We start from the raw sequence: 17734 nt of genomic DNA, 5'->3' as shown, positions 1-17734 counted from the left end.
GGTCAGTGCTCGGCAGCCAGAAGTGACTGGATGATGCCGACGGCTGCGAGCTGACCGGCGCCGGCCGCCAGCAGGACGGACGCCATCGGGCCGGGGAGCGAGGCGCGGTGCGCGAGGTCGCCCGCGGCGAAGACCCCGGGGAGCGAGGTGCGGCCGAATTCATCGATCTCGATCGCACCGGACTCGAGCATCCGCACGCCGAGATCTGCGGCGAAGGGCGCCCGCTGCCGCATCGTGCCGGACGCCACGAAGACGCCCGCGACGACGGACTCCTCGGAACCGGCGACGATCCGTACCCCGTCGTCGTGCCTCTCGACGGATGCCAGCGGAGCGGCGCTGATCCGCACTCCGTCCCCCTCGAGGGAAATGCGTTCCTCGTCCGTGAACGTCTCGGCGATCGGGAACACCGTGATGTCCTCGACGATGCGCCCGAGCAGCCCGATCAGATGGCCGGCGCGAGGGGCGGCACCCACGATGCCGATCGACCTGCCTGCATGCTCGTGACCGTCGCAGAAGGGGCAGCTGAACGCGAGGGTGCCCCACAGGTCCTGCAACCCGGGGACGACGGGCAGATCGTCGGCGACGCCGGTGGCCAGGATGACCCGTCGCCCCTCGACGGTCGATCCGTCGGCGAGCGTCACGGTGAACGCATCCTCGGATCCGGAGATCCCGGTGGCGGCACCCTCGCGGATCTCCACGTCGGCGTAGGCCGAGAGCTCGTCTCGGGCCTTCGCTCGGAACTCGGCAGGGGGAGTGCCGTCTGCACCGATCATGTTGTGCATGTGCAGCACGGTGCCGTTGCGGTACTCGCCCGAGTCCAGCAGCAGTGCCGAGCGGTGCATCCGACCGAGGGTCAGGGCGGCCTGCAGCCCTGCCGGGCCTGCGCCGATCACGATGGCGTCGTACATGGGAATCCTTCCGTGGAGGTTGCTTTCCCGCACAGTCTGTGACTTCATGTCAACATGAAGTCAAGCGCCGAGCATCCCTGGTCCGTGGGCGACGTCGCCACCCGGTTCGATCTACCGACGAATGTGTTGCGGCACTGGGAGTCGGTCGGGCTGCTCACCCCTCCCCGCGACTCCGCCGGGCGGCGACGATATGGCGAGGACGAGGTCGTGCGGATCGCCGTGATCCAGCGCAGCAAGGCCGCGGGGATGAGCCTCGAGCAGATCGCGGTGCTGCTCGACGACGGGAGCGCCGGAAGGCACCAGGTGCTGCAGCAGCACCTGGACGACATCGATCGGCGCATGGAGGAGATGCGCCGATCGCGGGAGATGACCGAGCACGCGATGGGGTGTCGCGCGCACGACATCGCCACGTGCCCTCGTTTCCGCGCCGGTGTGGACGACGTCCTGGCGCGGTTCTGAGGCTTCGTCGAAGGCCTCCGTTTCCATCTCGCGCATAGGAAGCTCTGCGTAAACTCGGAGTCGTGCCAAGCGATTCGACGGTCCGTCCGATCCGCAGCGGCCGCTCCTCCCGCACCCGGCGCTCGCGTCGTGCGGTCGGTGCCGCGCTCGCTGCGGTGCTCGCCATCGGTCTGAGCGCGTGCGCTCCCGATCCGGTGAGTGAATCGTTCCTGAACGGCGAGAACACCGGCTATGTCGCGGCCGACGGCGCGATCGTCGAGATTCCCGCCGCCGACCGCGGCGAACCCGTGGAGTTCGGCGGTGTCACCGAGACCGGTGAGAAGTTCGACAGCGCAGACGTCGCCGGACAGGTCACGGTGGTCAACTTCTGGTACGCCGGCTGCGCGCCGTGCCGCCTCGAAGCCGCCGACCTGGAGGCCGTGTGGCAGAAGTTCGCCGACGAGGATGTGTCTTTCGTGGGCATCAACACCCGCGATCAGGCCGACACCGCCGTCGCGTTCGCCGAAGAGTACGACATCACCTACCCGAGTCTGATCGACGTCGACACCGCTGAGGCCAAGTTGGCGTTCGCCAAGGTCGTGCCGATCGCGGCCACACCCACCACACTCGTCCTCGACAAGCAGGGTCGTGTCGCCGCCAAGATCATCGGTCCGATCGACGGCCCGTCGATCCTCTCCACGCTGGTCAAGGACGCGCTCGCGGAGGACTCGTGAGCACCTCGGGAGCGTTGTGAACCCCGACGCGATCATCGGCTCCGGAGCCCTCTGGCTCGCGATTCCGGTCGCGATGCTCGCGGGACTCGTCTCGTTCCTGTCCCCGTGCGTCCTCCCGCTGGTCCCCGGTTACCTCGGGTTCCTGGGCGGTGCGGTCGCGCCCCGGTCTTCCACGGTCGCCGGTGCGGGGGCGCAGACGGCGACTCAGGCGACGGCGACCCGCGGTCGTCTCGTGATGGGCGTGCTGCTGTTCATCCTCGGCTTCACGATCGTCTTCATCGCCTACACGGTGCTCGGTGGAACGGTGGGTGTCTTCCTCCTGCAGTGGGGTGACCTGATCACCCGCATCCTGGGCGTGGTCATCATCGGGATGGGATTGGTGTTCCTGGGCCTGTTCGGGTTCGCGCAGAAGGAGTTCCGCTTCCACGTCGACTCGCGGGCCGGCATCGTCGGAGCCCCGCTGCTCGGCATCGCCCTCGGCATCGGCTGGGCCCCGTGCATGGGGCCGACGCTCGCCGCCATCATCGCCCTCTCCTTCAATGCCGGAGATCCGGTGCGTGCGGGCTTCCTGGGCCTCGCCTACTCGCTCGGACTCGGTATCCCGTTCCTCCTCGTCGCGCTCGGGTTCGGGTGGGCGACGAAGGCAGTCGGCTTCCTCCGTCGTCACATCCGCACGGTGAACGTCATCGGCGGAGTGATGCTGATCGTCCTCGGCGTCCTGATGGCCACGGGCCTGTGGACCGAGATCATGTCCCGGCTGATGGCGGTGATCGGCAGTGTCATCCTCCCGCTCTGATCGCGCCGCGAAATCCACCAGCCCCGAGAAGAACCCCCGCACAGAGAACACCATGACCGAGAACAAGGGTGCCGTGAACAGCGACTCCAGCGACCCGCTCCGCCCGTCCGACCACGTCGACGGCGACGACACGATCACCCAGCCGCGGCTCGGGTTCGTGGGTTGGCTGCGGTGGGGGTGGCGACAGCTGACCTCGATGCGCACGGCTCTCATCCTGCTGCTCGTGCTCGCGATCGCGGCGATCCCCGGTTCGATCTTCCCGCAGCGGATGGCCGACCCGAACGGCGTCACGCAGTGGGAGCGCGAGAACCCCGACCTGTTCCCGGTGCTCGACGGACTCAAGATGTTCGACGTGTACCTGTCGCCGTGGTTCTCGGCGATCTACCTGCTGCTGTTCGCTTCGCTCGTCGGCTGTGTGATCCCGCGCATCAAGCACCATGCGAAGGCGCTGCGCGCACGTCCGCCGCGCACTCCGGCACGGCTGCAGCGCCTCGAGGACTACCGTGCGGTGACGCGAGACCCCTCTGCGGACTCCGGGACGAAGACCGGTGATGCCGACGCCGAGGCCGCCGCATCGATAGATGTCGCGACGAAACAGCTCAAGGCACTCGGCTACCGGGTCGAACGCTACGACCGGGGCCGCACGTTCTCGGTCTCCGCGGAGCGCGGATACTGGCGTGAGACCGGCAACCTCCTGTTCCACCTCGCGCTCGTGGGCGTGCTCGTCACGGTCGGCATCGGCGGCGGGTTCTCGTACACAGGTCAGCGCGTGCTCGTCGAGGGCGAGACTTTCGCGAACACGCTCCTCGACTACGACTCGATGAACCGCGGTCGGTTCGTGGGCGACGATGCGTTCGCTCCGTACTCGATGCGCCTCGACTCGTTCGACGTGACGTATCAGCCGTTCGGCGAGCCGGGTTCCGGGCAGGCGGGCGACTTCTCGGCGAACGTGACCGTGCAGGAGAACGGTGGGGAGCGCACCGGCGCGGTCAAGGTGAACGAGCCGCTCGCGGTCGCCGACGACGACGTGTTCCTGCTCGGCAACGGCTACGCGCCGACCGTGACCGTGCGTGATCCCGAGGGCAAGGTCGTCTTCACGGGCAGCACACCTTTCCTCCCGCAGGACACCAGCATGACCTCCCTCGGAGTTCTCAAGGTGCCGGACGGACTCGCCGAGCAGGTCGGCCTGGTCGGGTTCTTCTATCCGACGACGGGTGTGCTCGACACCGGTGCGTTCTTCTCCGCGTACGGCGACCTCACCAACCCGACGCTGACGCTCGACGTGTACACCGGCGACTTGGGCATCAACGAGGGCGTGCCGCGCTCGGTCTACGTGCTCGACACCACGGGGATGACCAAGCTCACCGGCCGCACCACGGACGTCGAGTCGATCGAACTCACCCCCGGACAGACCGCGCAGCTGCCGAACGGCCTCGGTTCGGTCACCTTCGAGGACGACTCTCCCGCGGGTGCGACGGACGCCTCGCAGTCGGTGAAGCGCTTCGCCTCGCTGCAGATCCACCGTGACGAGTCCGGCGTCTGGGTCCTCGGCTTCGCGCTGCTCGCCCTCGGCGGTCTCATGATCGCCCTGTTCGTGCCCCGTCGACGCGTCTGGGTCAAGGCCACCGCACGCGACGGCGAGATCGCTCTGGAGTACGCCGCACTCGCCCGTGGCGAGGACCCGACTCTCGCTGCCGCCGTGGACGACCTCGTCGCAGGGCACACCCGACTGCTCGACGCGGCCGGAGGAACCACGGCGCGCTCCCCGATCGATGACACCGCGGACGAGTCCGCCGAGCCGGAGACCCCGGCGCCCGAAACCCGGAAAGTAGACTGACACCATGCTCGAGCTCAACGTGATCTCGCCGGTCCTGCTCTGGACGGCGATCGCGATCTACGCGGCGGCCTTCGTGGCCTACGCCTTCGATCTCGCACGGCGCTCGCAGGCGACGGCCGACGCGCTCACCGTCCGCGAGCAGGTGCTCGTCGGAGCCTCTGGGGGGAGCGTCCCGGCATCCAGCGAGGCCTCCGGTGCGGTCGCCGCCCCGCAGCGATTCGTGATGGCGCGGATCGGCACCTCGCTGACGGTGCTCGGATTCCTCTTCCAGCTCGCCGCCACCGTCACCCGCGGCATCGCGGCGGGGCGCGTGCCGTGGGCGAACCTGTACGAATTCGCGATGATGGGCACGTTGCTCATCATCGCGGTGTACCTCGTGGTGCTCACCCGCATCGACCTGCGGTTCCTCGGCACTTTCATCACAGGCCTCGTCGTCGTGCTGCTCGGCCTGGGAGCGACGAACTTCTACGTCGATGTCTCTCCGTTGATGGACCCGCTGAAGAGCGTGTGGCTCGTCATCCACGTGTTCGTGGCCTCCCTCGCGACGGCCTTCTTCGCCCTCGCGTTCGCGCTCTCGGTGATCCAGCTCATGCAGTCGCGTCGCGAGAGACTCGTCGGCGAAGGCGCCACGAAGACCGGTCCCGGCTTCCTCCGGACCTTCCCCAACGCGGTACGCCTGGAGAGCCTGGCGTACATGTTCACGATCATCGGCTTCATCCTCTGGACGTTCACCCTCATCGCCGGGTCGATCTGGGCGTACTACGCCTGGAGTCGTTTCTGGGGCTTCGACGTGAAAGAGACCTGGACGTTCGTGATCTGGGTCCTCTATGCCGGCTACATCCATGCCCGTGCGACCCGCGGCTGGCGAGGCAATCCGTCGGCGTGGCTGGCGATCGTGGGCTTCTCCGCCGTGATCTTCAACTTCACGATCGTGAACGTGTTCTTCAAGGGCCTGCACGCGTACTCCGGTCTGAGCTGACCCGACTCTCGTAACGACACCGAGACCCGTCCGCGGCAGCATCCGCGCGGACGGGTCTCGTGCGTCCGGAGTATTTGCCATCCGGTGCGCCGATGCGCAGTTGTATGCTCATCGCAAGGGAGCGCGCCCACGGCAGGAGTCCCACATGCCCGTCCTCGTCGGAATCGTTGAAGATCATCCCGCGATGCTGTTCGGGATCGTGACCATCCTCAACCGCAGCGGCGGTATCCGGGTCGCAGCCAGCGGTGCGACCGCGAACGAGGTTGCGCGCCATGCACGGAGACTCGATGTGGTCCTGCTCGACCTCGCCCTCTCCGACGGTTCGACTCCGGCGGAGAACATCCGGAAGCTCCAGTGCCTCGCGGCGAGCATCCTCGCGTACACCTCGGGGGACGAGTCGCAACGGCTCCGCGAGGCGGTGCGCGCGGGTGCCTCGGGGATGATCGCGAAGTCGGACTCGCTCGAGGTCATCACCGCGTCGGTGCGACGCGCTGCTCAGGGGCAGGTCGTGGCGACGACCGAATGGGCGGCCGCGCTCGATGCGGACCGCCGGTTCGTCGCTGCGCATCTCAGCCCCCGCGAGTCCGAGGTTCTGTCGCTGTACGCGTCCGGCCAGACCGCCGAGCGGGTCGCCCAGACCCTGTTCCTGTCGCGGGAGACCGTGCTCGATCACATCCGTCGGATCCGAGCGAAGTACACCGCGGTCGATCGGGCGGCGCCGACGAAGGTCGACCTGTTCCGGCGCGCGGTGGAGGACGGACTGGTCCTGCAGCCCAGCTGATCCTGCGTGAGGCGGTCAGACCGCGAACGGCCAGATCAGCGGGACGTAGAAGACGGCGACCACGAAGAACAGGATCATCAGGGGCCAGCCGAAGCGCGCGTAGTCGCCGAAGCGGTAGCCGCCGGGTTCCATCACCATCAGGTTCGCCGGCGTCGCGACCGGGGTGAGGAACGAGGCTGCACCCGCGATCGTGAGGGCCATCAGGAACGGCAGCACCGACGCCTCCATCGCGGCGGCGAGAGCGACCGCTACGGGGGCCACGATGAGCACGGTCGCGGTGTTGCTGATGAGCTGCCCGAGCACCAGCGTGATGAGCACGATCACGGCGACGGCGGCGTGCGGGCCGGCCGTGCCCAGGAACGAGCGCAGGCCGTCGGCGATGAGCTGCGCGGCACCGGTCTCCTGGAACGCGGTCGAGAGCGGGATCATGCCGGCGACCAGGATGACCGTCGTCCAGGAGATCGCCCGGTACGCCCGGGTGATCGACACCACCCTCGTCAGGATCAGGGCACCGGCTGCGAGGAGCCCCGCAATCGCGGCGGGCACGATGCCGGTCGCGAGCAGGACGATCATCGCGAGCAGGATCACGGCCGTACGCTTGGCACCGACTCCGAGCGGGACCGAGCGGCGCAGGGTGAGCGGCGCATCGACGACCAGTACCTCGTCGCGCTTCGAGGTGTGTCGGTGCAGGTCGTCCCAGGACCCGTCGAGGAGCAGGGCGTCTCCGGCCTGCAGGTCGGTGCCCGACTCGTCGAGTGCCTCCTGCCCTCGTCGCACTCCGAGCACGACGAGATCGCCTGACGGCGTGCACATGCCGGGGAAGACATGCAGGCCGATCAACGAGGATCGCGGCGGCACCACGACCTCGGCGACCCCTCGCGACGCCGACACCAAGGCCCGGTCGTGGGAGATCGCGTAGTCGGATCGCAACGTCGAGGCGAGGCGTTCGAGATCGATCGGTGCCGACGCCGGGGTCCGTTCGGGCAGCAGCCGGTTGCCGAGCAGCAGGATGATGGCCAGCGTCCCGACCAGAAGCGGAAGCCCGGCGAGGGCGAACTCGAAGAATCCGAACGGGCGGGCGCCGCTGTCTGCGGCGACCTCGGACACGATGATGTTGACCGGTGTGCCGGTGAGAGCGAGCATCGAGCCGGCGTGCGCGGAGAACGCGAGCGGCATCAGCATCTGAGACGGGCGTATCCCGGCGCGCGCCGCGACGACCACGACGAGGGGCAGGAGCGCGGCCACCGACCCGTTCACGCTGATGACCGCGGTCATCACGGCGGCCAGCAGCCCGATCGTGAGGAGCAGGCGCGCGCGGCCGGTTCCGGAGCGGGCCACGACCTCCTGTCCGGCCCAGGCGATGATGCCCGTCGACTCCAGAGCCTCGCTCACCACGAACAGGGAGGCGATGAAGAGCACGGTCGGATCACCGAACCCGGCAAGGGCGGAGGTCAGATCGAGCACCCCGGTCAGGTAGAGGGCGACCGAGACCCCGACGGCCACGACGCCGAGCGGGATGCGATTCGAGACGAACGCGATCACTGCGCAGAGCAGGATGACGAACGTCGCGATGATCGGGTCCACGGCCCCACGATAGGGCGACGCTCGCATCGCGGCGACCCCCCTAGTTCTAGGGGGTGGTCTTGTGGGAGCTTCTCGCTCGACAGGATCATGGGGGCTATGGCTACGGAGAAGTCGTCGAGCACCCCCGATGCCGGGGACAAAGGGTTCCTGAACTGGATCGAGAAGGTCGGCAACAAGGTGCCGGATCCGACGATCATGTTCGTCTACCTGATCGGCCTCATCGCCGTGCTCTCCGCGATCCTCGCGTGGATCGGGGTGTCGGTCACCGACGATGTCGTGATCCCCGTTCCGAAAGAAGAGTTCTCCCAGGTCAACGAGCAGTTCGGTGGCAACTGGCAGGTCTATGACACCACCACCGGGATGCCCGCCGAGATTCCCGACTACACGATCGAGGAGCGCACCTTCGAGGTGCGCAACCTGCTCTCGATCGACGGGATCCGCTTCTTCTTCTCCTCCTTCGTCGACAACTTCGCGGGCTTCGGTGTGGTCGCCGTCGTGCTCATCGCGATGGCGGGCGTCGGTGTGGCAGAGCACGCGGGGTTGATGGGCGCGATGATCCGTCGCGTCGTGAAAGTGGCCCCACGCCGTTGGCTCGCGTTCATCCTGATCTTCGTCGGTGTGCTGTCGTCGGTGGCGACGGATGCCGGCTACCTGATCCTCGTGCCGCTCGCCGCCGCAGCCTTCCTCACCGTCGGGCGGCATCCGCTGGCCGGTCTCGCCGGGGCATTCGCCGGTGTCGGCGCGGCCTTCGGGGCGAATCTCCTGATCACGCCCAGCGACAGCATGCTCACCGAGATCACCAATGAGGTGCTCGTGAGCGCCGGGATGCAGCCGATCGAGGTGACGCAGAACTTCTACTTCGGGATCGTGTCGACCTTCCTGCTCGCCACGGTGGCGCTCCTGGTGACGGTGTTCGTCACCGAGAAACGTCTGGGCTCCTACGACCGCAGAGACATGACGATCGCGGATGAGGCCGAAGGCGTCGACCACGATGCCGAGGCCCGCGGGCTGAAGTTCTCGTTCTGGGCGCTGCTGGGGTTCGTCGCCCTGGTCCTCGCGCTGACCCTGCCACCCGGCGCACCGTTGCGCGACCCGGAGACCGGCGCGATCATCGGCACGACGCCCTTCATGGCCAGCCTGGTGTTCCTCATCTCCCTCGCCTTCCTGGTGTGCGGCGTCGCCTACGGCGCGGGGGCGAGGACGCTGCGAGGCGGAACGGCCACCGTCCGTGCGATCGCCAAGACGTTCGCGAGTCTGGGCGGTCTGCTGGTGATGTTCCTGATGATCGCCCAGTTCATCGCGCTGTTCAACTGGACCAATCTCCCGACCGTCGCCGCGGTCTCGGCCGCCGAGCTGCTGGAGCAGGCGAGTGTCCCCGCCATCGTCCTGCTGCTCGCGTTCATCGTCGTGATCGTGATCCTGGACTTCATCCTCCCGGGACTCGTGCCCAAGTGGGTGATCTTCGCGCCGGTGTTCATCCCGATCTTCGCGTCGCTCGACGTGGCACCGCAGACGCTCCTCGCCGCCTACCGGGTGGGGGACTCGCCCGTGAACGTGCTCACGCCGCTGATGGTCTACCTGCCGTTCATGGTCACCGTGGCGCAGCGTTACAAGAAGGAGGCGGGTATCGGCACGATCATCGCCCTGATGATCCCGTATGCGGTGTGGATGCTGCTCTCCTGGACGGCGCTGTACGTGGTCTGGTTCCTCCTCGGCATCCCCTGGGGCCCGGGCTCACCGGTCGACATCGCCGGCTGACCGACATCGCCGGCGGACGACGTATCCGAACAACCGCACAGAAGGAGCAGACCCCATGGACCGCAGACCCAACAAGTTGATCCCCGCCGATCTGAAGACCACGCCCGGGCTGGATGCCGTGGACGCCGTGGATCTCCGGGTCGGTGAGCTCGCCTCCGACGTCGAGGCGATCGGAGTCGGGGTGTACACCGACGGGGACGTTCCGGGTGAGCTCGGGTTCGACCGCGCCGGCCTGGAGGATGCGGGGTTCACTGCTGAGCCGGGGACCTCGCTGGTGCTGCCGCGTGCGGGTCAGCCTGATCTCGTCGCCGTCGGTCTGGGCGATCGTGTGGATGTCGGGCCGCGTGGCCTTCGCGATGCAGCGGCTGCTCTCGCTCGCGCCGTCCCCCGTCGGGCGACCCTGGGGCTGCGGATCGGCGACCTCGCGGGGGTGGAGGCAGGCGAGGCTGTGCGAGCGCTCGCCGAAGGGGCACTCCTCGCGCGCTACCGGTACACGGTGCTGAACGCGTCGTCGAAGCACGTCCCGCTCGCCGCGTTCACCGTGGATGTGCCGGGCGCGGACGGCGGGCCACTTGAGGTCGCACGCACGACTGCCCGCGCCGGTGTCGTCGCCCGCGATCTGGCGAACACCCCTCCCGGTCACCTGACGGCGGTGAACATGGGCGAGATCGCGGTGGAACTCGGAGCGCGTTTCGGATTCGAGGTCGAGCTGTTCGACAAGCAGGCGCTCATCGATCTCGGCTGCGGGGGTCTGCTCGGCGTCAATCAGGGATCCGTGGAGGAGCCGCGCATGATCAAGCTCGTCTACACGCCCGAGGGTGGGGGCTCCGGCCACCTCGGCCTGGTGGGCAAGGGCATCATGTACGACTCGGGTGGCATCAGCCTCAAACCCAGCGACCCGATGCATCTGCTCATGAAGATGGACATGGGCGGTGCTGCGGCTGTGCTCGGTGCCTTCGTCGGGCTGCGCGACGCCGGAGTCTCGACCAAGGTCTCGGGCTGGCTGATGTGCACCGACAACATGCCGTCCGGTACCGCGTACAAACTCGGTGACGTGCTCACGGCGCGCGGCGGCACCACGATCGAGGTGAAGAACACCGATGCCGAAGGGCGTCTGGTGATGAGCGATGCCCTCGTGCTCGCGACCGAGGACGGGGTGGACGCGATCGTCGACATCGCCACACTCACCGGTGCCGCATTGGTCTCCCTCGGCTCCGCGACCGCGCCGGTCTTCGGCAACGACCAGACGATGGTCGACCGGGTGCGTGAGGCCGCGGCGCTCGCCGACGAGCCCGTGTGGCAGCTGCCGCTCGAGCGGAAGTATCGCAAGCAACTCGACTCGGACATCGCCGACATCGCGAACCTCGGTGGCCCGTTCGCCGGAGCCACGACGGCGGCGCTGTTCTTGCAGCACTTCGTGGGCGAGACGCCGTGGGCGCACATCGACATCGCCGGGACGATGCAGACCGAGAAGGACGACTCCTGGCGCACCGCGGGTGCCACCGGCTTCGGTGCGCGACTGCTGTTGGAGGCGGCCCGGAGCTTCACGCCGACCTCGTGAGCCTCAGCCGCCGAGGGGGATCACCTCGGCGTGCTCGGCGCCGTCCTGGTACCAGACCAGTTCGGCTTCGCGCACGACTTCGGCAGGCTGTGGCGTGAGGGAGCAGGCCTCCTCCTGGACGACGCGGTCCCACGCGGCCGCGTCGAGCGTCTTGCCGTAGAGCACGGACAGATGGAACGTCCACTCCTCGAGGGCGAGTTCTCCGATGCGACGAAGATCCGTGCGATCCAGCGCATCGGTCAGCGACGAGTATGCGGAGACGAGTGACGTCGTGCGTGCGAGACGGACGACCAGGATCTGCCAGGGCGTGGGGAACTCGTCGACGGCTTCGCCGATGATCTCGATGGGCGACTGCTGCGTGGCCCACGCGCGGACCAGCTCGCCGAGTTCCTCTCGCCGCTCCGGTTCGAAGAAGCCTCGGAGGGTGACGTGCTCCGTGTGCGGGTGTCGCAGCGGCATGCCCAGACGCGCGAGTGCGGTGCTCTGGATCTCCCGGTAGGTCGCTGCGACGTCCGCGGTCGGCCGGAGTACGAGGTACTGCTGACCGTTCAGGCTCTCCAGTTGGTCGGGGGTGCTCATGAACGGTCGGCGCATGCGGAGAGCCTAGGTCTCGTCGAGGGGATGCGAAAACCGAGATCGAAACACTCCGGCCCGGCGCGTCATGAGTCGACGCGCCGGGCCGGGAGCGGATGGTCTCCGTTTTCGCAGGGTGCTCAGGCCGCGGCGACGACCGCCCGCGCCGAAGTGGTCCGTCGGAGGGCGACGGCGAGGGTCGTGGCCACGAGCGACAGCACGCCCCACACGACCAGGGCTGCGACCGCGGAGCCGCTCGCGGTGATCAGTCCTGCGAAGGCCGGAGTGGTGGGCAGGACCGCGCCGAGTCCGGCCAGCCAGTCGGGCACGGTGGAGATCAGACCCGTGGCGACCGCGAGCACACCGACGAGCGCCGAGATCCACCGTCCCACACCGCCGAACAGTGCGACGAGTGCCTGGTTCACAGCGGCGAACACCACGCCGGCGAGCACGGCTGTGCCGGCGAAGGCCCACCAGGCGGGGGCGTCGTAGCTCGCGACGATCTGCACGATCAACGACACCAGCAGGCCCTGCCCTGCCCCGATCAGCGCAGCGGGCGCGAAGGCGCGCAGCGTGAGCGTGGCAGACGAGCGTCGTGAGGTGAGGGTGCGGGCGGTGTGGGCGCGCATGACGAGGAAGGTCGCGAGTCCGCCGAACCACAGCACGACCGCGGCGAGCAGCGGGATCGCGGTCGGGCCGAAGATCGTGTCCATCGACGAGTTCGACGACACCGGATCGGCGATCACCGAGGCGAGGGACTTCGACTCCGAGTCGCTGAAGGAGGGGAGCGAGTCGGAGGCCGTGCGCAGCCCGCCCGCGAGGTCACCCGTACCGGTGGCCAGCGTGTCGAGCCCGGTCGAGAGCTCGGTGGCACCGTCGGCGAGGGCGGTGGCGCCGGTCGACAGCTGGGTGGCTCCGGAGGCGATGCCCCGCGCGCCCGTGGCGGACGCGCTGATGCCCTGATCCGCGAGCTGGGTGAGCCCGGACGACAGCTGCGTGACACCGGCGCCGGCTTGGGACATCTGCCCGGCGAGGGTCGAGAACGTCCCCGGAAGGGCCGCGACTCCGGCGGCGACCTTCTTGCTGTTCAGGATGCCGGAGGCCGTGCCGGCGTCCGTCGCCACGGTTCCTGCCTCCGCGGCCAGGTCGGAGAGCTGCTGGCATTCCGCCTGGTCCGAGACCGGGGGCGTGCAGGCCGCGGCTGCTGCGGCCCCGAGCTTCTGAGCGAGGTCGGCCGAGCCGCTCGCGGCCGCTTGCGCCGACGAGGACGCGCTCTGAATCGCGCCGACCAGTTGCTTCGAGTCCTCGGCTCCGGACTGGAGCTGAGATGCCCCGGCTGTCAGCCCCGACCCGATCTGCGCAGCACCCGCGGCGGCATCCCGCGTGTTGCCCGCGATCGTGTCGAGTCCCGTGGCGAGTGACGATGCGCCGGTGCTGAGTTCTCCCGCACCGGAAGCGAGTTGGGTGGCGCCGTCGGGGATCGCGGCGGCTCCGGTCGCGGCATCCCGCGCTCCGTTCGCGAGCTTCAACGCACCATCCGCCGCCTCGCCGATCTGGTCGCCGATCGTGGTGAAGCCGACCAGGATGTTCTCGGTCGTGGCCTCGGAGAGCATGGTGCCCATGGTCGAGGCGGCGACGTCGGCGATCTGGCCCGTGATGAGGTCATCGGCGACGAGGCCGTCGTCGGGTGTGGTCACGGTGATCGTGGCCTGCTCGGCCCTCCCGCCGCCGTCCGAGATCGCGGTGCCCGCGGAGGTGGCGGCTGCGGAGAACTCCTCCGGGATCGTGATGACGGCCTGGTAGGTGCCGTCGGCGAGTCCGTCGGTGGCGTCGTCCTGGTTGGAGATGACCCAGGTGAGGTTCGAGTCCAGGTCGTCCGATCCTTCGACCAGGCCCGAGGCGAGCTGGCGTCCGAGCGGGGTCACCTGCCCGTCGATGGTCACAGGATCGTCGAGGTTGACGATCGCCGCGGTCATCGAGTCCAGACGCTCGGTCGGGTTCTGCAGGGCCGCGACCAGGATGCCGCCGACCGCGGCAGGTAGCAACAGCACTCCGAGAATCGTGAGCCACGTGATGGGTTTGCGGGAGCGGGCGCGCTCGATGGGGAGGGTCATGCGGTCACCTCGGTGGCTTTCGTCGTGTCGTCTTCAGGTCGAGGCCCCCGCTCGTCGTCGGCACCCCCGTCTGGATGCGGTGACTCGAGGGGGTGTCGACGCTCGGCGGGGGTGTCGACGGAGAGAAGCTCGGGGGCGGGACGGCCCGCGGCGGCGAGGAGGTCGCGCGCGACCTCGGGCGCGGTGGTCGTGAGGATCACGGCGGTCGCAGCATCCGCATCCCGGAGTCGGGCGGCGATCTGATCGCGCGCGGCGGGCGGCAGCCTCTCGACGCCGTCGATCACGACCACCGCGGGTCGATCCCGCAGCGCCTCGGAGAGTTCGGATGCCGGGACCCCGGCGTCCGTCGCGATCAGGGCTCCGACGTGTGCGCGCACCCAGGCGGCGCGTCCTGGCAGTAGATGCCCCGCCACCCGGAGGCGGCCCGCGTCAGGCGTCACCCGTCCGGCGATCGTCAGAGCCAGCGCACGCAACGCGGCACCGGAGCTCCCGGTCAGCAGCAGCGCTCCGCCCGGACGGACCCGGAGGTGCAGTCCGTCGATCCCGGCCTCCGTCAGCACGAGGTCGTCGGCGGCGACGATCGAACCGTCTCCCGGCCAGGCAGCGAGGTGCCGTTCACGTTCCACCGCCTCGCCCTCGACGTCGACGCGGGGGAGGATCTTCTCCAACCAGGCCGGGAGCTCCCAGGCGCGCTCGCCGAGGATCGCCATCAGCGCGGGGATCAGGGTCATGCGCACCAGGAAGGCGTCGATCGCGATGCCGGCTGCGAGGCCCAGGGCGATGGGTTTCAGTGACGAGTCGCCCTCGGGGACGAACGCCACGAAGACCGCGAACATGATGAGGCCGGCTGCCGTGACCACCTTCGCCGACCCGGTGAACCCGCTGCGAACGGTGCGCAATGCGGCGGCGCGCCGCGTCGCCCGGTCGCGGCTCTTGGAGTCCGGGTCGTGCACGAAGTCCTCCCGCATGCGCGAGACGAGGAAGACCTGGTAGTCCATCGCGAGTCCGAACAGCACGCCCATCAGGATGATCGGCATGAAGCTGATGATGGGCCCGACCCGGGCGACGTGCAGGAGGTCGGCGAACCAGCCCCATTCGAACACGGCCCCGACGACGCCGAACGCCGCCACGATCGAGAGCAGGTATCCGGCGGCCGCGGTGATCGGCACCCACAGCGAGCGGAACACGATGGTCAGCAGGATGAGGGAGAGGCCGATCACGAAGATGCCGAACGGCAACAGGGCATTGCCGAGCTGATCGGAGATGTCGATGCCGACGGCGGTGAAGCCGGTGACCTTGAGGTCGATGCCGAATTCGTCGAGCCACTCGTCGTGATGGCTGCGCAGTTCGCGGACGAGGTCGGCGGTCGCCGGGTCGTCCGGCGCCGTCTCCGGGATGATCTGGACGATGCCGGTGTCAGCGGTCTCGTTCGGCGTCGCGAGGGCGACTTCCTTGACGCCGGGCACCTTCGCGACGGCGTCCCCGAGGTCTTCCATCAAGGTGAGCGGATCGGTGGATGTGACGATCGTGCCGGTGAGGATCAGCGGGCCGTTGAACCCGGGTCCGAATTCCTCAGCGACGAGGTCGTAGTTCTGACGCGCTTCCGAGTCCTTCGGCAGCACCCCGGCGTTCGGGAGGGCGAGGTTCAGGCTGAGGGCGGGGATGGCCACGATGCCGAGGCCGATCACCACGGCGAGGGAGACGAGGAGGGGGCGCTTGGTGACACCGTTCACCCAGCGGGCACTGCCCTTGACGCGGGCGGGAGCCGCGGGCGCGCTGTCGGGGTCGTCGCTCGCGTCCTTCTTCTTGGGCTTCGGTGCGCGCTTCGGCCGACCCACCACTCTGCCCTTCATGAATCCGAGGAGCGCGGGGGTGAGGGTGACCGCGATCGCGACCGCGACTGCGACGGCGACCGAGGCGGCGATGCCCATGGTCGTCAGGAACGGGATGCCGGCGAAGCCGAGTCCGATCAGGGCGATGAGCACGGTGACGCCCGCGAACACCACGGCGGAGCCAGCCGTCCCGACGGCGCGCGACGCGGACTCCTCCGGATCGACGCCCTCGCGCACCTGATCCTGATGTCGCGCCATGATGAACAGCGCGTAGTCGATGCCCACCGCGAGCCCGAGCATGAGCGCCAGCAGCGGTGTGGTGGAGGAGACCGTGGCGAAGGCCGTCGCCGTGAAGATGCCTGCCATCGAGATGCCGACGCCGAGGATCGCCGTGAGGAGGGGAAGACCGGCGACGACGAATGAGCGGAAGGTGACGATCAGGACCAGCAGCGCGATGAGCAGACCGACCGCCTCGGTGAGCGTGACGCCCGGGATCGAGATCGCGAAGAGGTCGCCGCCGAGGGAGGTCTGTGCGCCGTCCGGGAGTTCCGAGTCCAGGTCGCTCACGACCGTGCGCAGCGCCTCTTTCGTGTCGTCCGAGACATCCGTGGACTCACCGTCGAACTGCACACGGACGATCGCCGCGGTGTCGTCGTCATTGATCATCCCGCTGACCATCTCGTCGTACGGCGAGGTGGCCGCGAGGACACCGTCGAGGTCGGCGAGTTCGTCGACGGCCTCTTCGATGTGGTCGCGGTAGTCGTCATCCGTGACCTGATCGCCGTCGGCGGCCACCACGATGAACTGCGCGTTCGTGCCGCTCACCTGGGGGAAGGACCGGGAGAGCTGCTCCAGACCTGCCTGGGACTCGGTTCCGGGGATGGAGAACGTGTTGTCCGTGCCTGCGCCGAGCACGAGGGCACCGGCACCGGCGATGCCGAGCGCGAGGAGCCAGGACACGAGGACTCGCCACGGGTGACGGAACGACCAACGTCCGAGTGAGGACAGGAGTGTGGACACGCGTTCCTCCGAAGGGTGCGGGGTGGATACACAGGTGTATCCGATACATAGATGTATCGTAAGGTGACCCGCACGGGTGAGTCTGTGTGCGGGGTGTGAATCGTGCGAGAGTGAAGGGTCAGGAGGTTTCGATGTCGACACCCGCAACCCGTAGTCGCGAGAACACGCGTGCCCGTCTGCTGGAGGCGGCGGCGCAGGTCTTCGCCGAAGTCGGACTCGACGGTGCCTCCGTCGAGGCGGTCTGCGAGCGTGCAGGGTTCACTCGCGGCGCGTTCTACTCGAACTTCGAATCCAAGGACGAACTCTTCCTGATGCTGGCGGCCAGCGTCTCCGAGGTGCGTGTGAGCGCGGTGCGTGCGCGCGTCGAGCAGCTGACCGCGGACGGCGCGCTCGCCGAGGGCTGTGACCCCATCGAGCTCGTCCAGCAGATCATGGAGCTCGGAGGCGATGACCGCCTCGGCGTGATGCTGATGAGCGAGATCCGTATCCGTGCACTGCGTGACCCGGAGTTCGGCGCGGCCTATCTCGTTCAGGAGAGCGAGATGGTCGGGAGCATCGCGCAGATCATCGAGGACATCGTATCGGCGGGGCCGTTGCAGTTGCGTCTGCCTGCGGAGACGGCGGCGCGGATGCTCATGATCCTCTGGGAGGGACTGACCGTGCGCGGTGCGATGGCAGGGCTCGACGACGCGCAGCTGCGGCATTCGGGCAGCGAGCAGCTCGGGCGGCTCGTGCAGCTGTTCATCGAGTTGTAGCGGTCCCGGACCGCTCGTTCAATCCTCGGCCGACACGCCAGATGGCGGACCGTGCCCGCGGAAG

14 protein-coding genes are annotated in these 17734 nt (G+C 68.5%); 9 read left to right on the top strand and 5 right to left on the bottom strand.

What is annotated here, in order from left to right; translation table 11 throughout:
- Window positions 1–2: 2 nt before the first annotated feature.
- Entirely contained in the window at window positions 3–908 is a 906-nt protein-coding gene (locus tag LVJ59_RS07255; RefSeq protein ID WP_232762518.1) for an NAD(P)/FAD-dependent oxidoreductase, read from the bottom strand.
- Window positions 909–962: 54 nt separating this feature from the next.
- Between LVJ59_RS07255 and LVJ59_RS07250 the strand changes: the two genes are divergently transcribed.
- The 6 genes from LVJ59_RS07250 to LVJ59_RS07225 all read left to right on the top strand — a co-directional run bounded on the left by LVJ59_RS07250 (window position 963) and on the right by LVJ59_RS07225 (window position 6473).
- A complete protein-coding gene (locus LVJ59_RS07250; protein ID WP_047520711.1) occupies window positions 963–1367 on the top strand; it encodes a MerR family transcriptional regulator in 405 nt (134 codons plus the stop codon).
- 62 nt (window positions 1368–1429) lie between these two features.
- The gene (locus LVJ59_RS07245; protein WP_232762517.1) at window positions 1430–2080 is read left to right on the top strand and encodes a TlpA disulfide reductase family protein; all 651 of its coding nucleotides are present in this window, start codon (window positions 1430–1432) and stop codon (window positions 2078–2080) included.
- Between the two features lie 16 nt (window positions 2081–2096).
- Entirely contained in the window at window positions 2097–2876 is a 780-nt protein-coding gene (locus LVJ59_RS07240) for a cytochrome c biogenesis CcdA family protein (RefSeq protein ID WP_232762516.1), read from the top strand.
- A 52-nt stretch (window positions 2877–2928) separates the two neighbouring features.
- Window positions 2929–4713, top strand: coding sequence for a cytochrome c biogenesis protein ResB (locus tag LVJ59_RS07235; RefSeq protein ID WP_232762515.1), 1785 nt, complete (start codon window positions 2929–2931; stop codon window positions 4711–4713).
- A 4-nt stretch (window positions 4714–4717) separates the two neighbouring features.
- A complete protein-coding gene (ccsB, locus tag LVJ59_RS07230) occupies window positions 4718–5692 on the top strand; it encodes a c-type cytochrome biogenesis protein CcsB (RefSeq protein ID WP_232762514.1) in 975 nt (324 codons plus the stop codon).
- Between the two features lie 145 nt (window positions 5693–5837).
- A complete protein-coding gene (locus tag LVJ59_RS07225) occupies window positions 5838–6473 on the top strand; it encodes a response regulator transcription factor (protein WP_232762513.1) in 636 nt (211 codons plus the stop codon).
- 15 nt (window positions 6474–6488) lie between these two features.
- Here LVJ59_RS07225 and LVJ59_RS07220 read toward each other — a convergent pair whose 3' ends face one another.
- Window positions 6489–8057 (bottom strand): SLC13 family permease, encoded by a 1569-nt coding sequence (locus LVJ59_RS07220; RefSeq protein WP_232762512.1) that lies wholly within the window; start codon window positions 8055–8057, stop codon window positions 6489–6491.
- Window positions 8058–8153: 96 nt separating this feature from the next.
- On the opposite strand from LVJ59_RS07220, the gene LVJ59_RS07215 reads away from it, so the two are divergent.
- Together LVJ59_RS07215 and LVJ59_RS07210 are read left to right on the top strand one after the other, a co-directional pair.
- Window positions 8154–9815 (top strand): AbgT family transporter, encoded by a 1662-nt coding sequence (locus tag LVJ59_RS07215; RefSeq protein WP_232762511.1) that lies wholly within the window; start codon window positions 8154–8156, stop codon window positions 9813–9815.
- 55 nt (window positions 9816–9870) lie between these two features.
- Window positions 9871–11376: a M17 family metallopeptidase gene (locus LVJ59_RS07210; RefSeq protein WP_232762510.1), complete on the top strand. Its 1506-nt coding sequence runs from the start codon at window positions 9871–9873 to the stop codon at window positions 11374–11376.
- A 3-nt stretch (window positions 11377–11379) separates the two neighbouring features.
- Here the strand turns inward: LVJ59_RS07210 and LVJ59_RS07205 are convergent, their stop codons facing one another.
- The 3 genes from LVJ59_RS07205 to LVJ59_RS07195 form a co-directional block, all read right to left on the bottom strand.
- Window positions 11380–11970 (bottom strand): 2'-5' RNA ligase family protein, encoded by a 591-nt coding sequence (locus tag LVJ59_RS07205; protein WP_232762509.1) that lies wholly within the window; start codon window positions 11968–11970, stop codon window positions 11380–11382.
- Window positions 11971–12089: 119 nt separating this feature from the next.
- Window positions 12090–14063, bottom strand: a complete 1974-nt coding sequence (locus tag LVJ59_RS07200) for a YhgE/Pip family protein (RefSeq protein ID WP_232762508.1) — start codon at window positions 14061–14063, stop codon at window positions 12090–12092.
- Window positions 14060–16915, bottom strand: coding sequence for an efflux RND transporter permease subunit (locus LVJ59_RS07195; RefSeq protein ID WP_232762507.1), 2856 nt, complete (start codon window positions 16913–16915; stop codon window positions 14060–14062). Before LVJ59_RS07195 ends, LVJ59_RS07200 begins: the two co-directional genes overlap by 4 nt.
- Before the next feature lie 131 nt (window positions 16916–17046).
- On the opposite strand from LVJ59_RS07195, the gene LVJ59_RS07190 reads away from it, so the two are divergent.
- Window positions 17047–17670, top strand: coding sequence for a TetR/AcrR family transcriptional regulator (locus LVJ59_RS07190; protein ID WP_134353058.1), 624 nt, complete (start codon window positions 17047–17049; stop codon window positions 17668–17670).
- Window positions 17671–17734: the final 64 nt, after the last annotated feature.

This window comes from Microbacterium sp. KKR3/1, from assembly GCF_021272365.1.
Classification (GTDB): Bacteria; Actinomycetota; Actinomycetes; order Actinomycetales; family Microbacteriaceae; genus Microbacterium; species Microbacterium aurugineum.
Note: the sequence above shows the minus strand (reverse complement) of the source record. Positions and strands in the feature narration are given on the sequence as shown.

Coding starts and splice junctions, on each gene's coding strand:
- LVJ59_RS07255 (WP_232762518.1), bottom strand. CDS start 908: ATGTACGACGCCATCGTGATCGGCGCAGGCCCGGCAGGGCTGCAGGCC.
- LVJ59_RS07250 (WP_047520711.1), top strand. CDS start 963: ATGAAGTCAAGCGCCGAGCATCCCTGGTCCGTGGGCGACGTCGCCACC.
- LVJ59_RS07235 (WP_232762515.1), top strand. CDS start 2,929: ATGACCGAGAACAAGGGTGCCGTGAACAGCGACTCCAGCGACCCGCTC.
- ccsB (WP_232762514.1), top strand. CDS start 4,718: ATGCTCGAGCTCAACGTGATCTCGCCGGTCCTGCTCTGGACGGCGATC.
- LVJ59_RS07225 (WP_232762513.1), top strand. CDS start 5,838: ATGCCCGTCCTCGTCGGAATCGTTGAAGATCATCCCGCGATGCTGTTC.
- LVJ59_RS07215 (WP_232762511.1), top strand. CDS start 8,154: ATGGCTACGGAGAAGTCGTCGAGCACCCCCGATGCCGGGGACAAAGGG.
- LVJ59_RS07210 (WP_232762510.1), top strand. CDS start 9,871: ATGGACCGCAGACCCAACAAGTTGATCCCCGCCGATCTGAAGACCACG.
- LVJ59_RS07205 (WP_232762509.1), bottom strand. CDS start 11,970: ATGCGCCGACCGTTCATGAGCACCCCCGACCAACTGGAGAGCCTGAAC.
- LVJ59_RS07200 (WP_232762508.1), bottom strand. CDS start 14,063: ATGACCCTCCCCATCGAGCGCGCCCGCTCCCGCAAACCCATCACGTGG.
- LVJ59_RS07190 (WP_134353058.1), top strand. CDS start 17,047: ATGTCGACACCCGCAACCCGTAGTCGCGAGAACACGCGTGCCCGTCTG.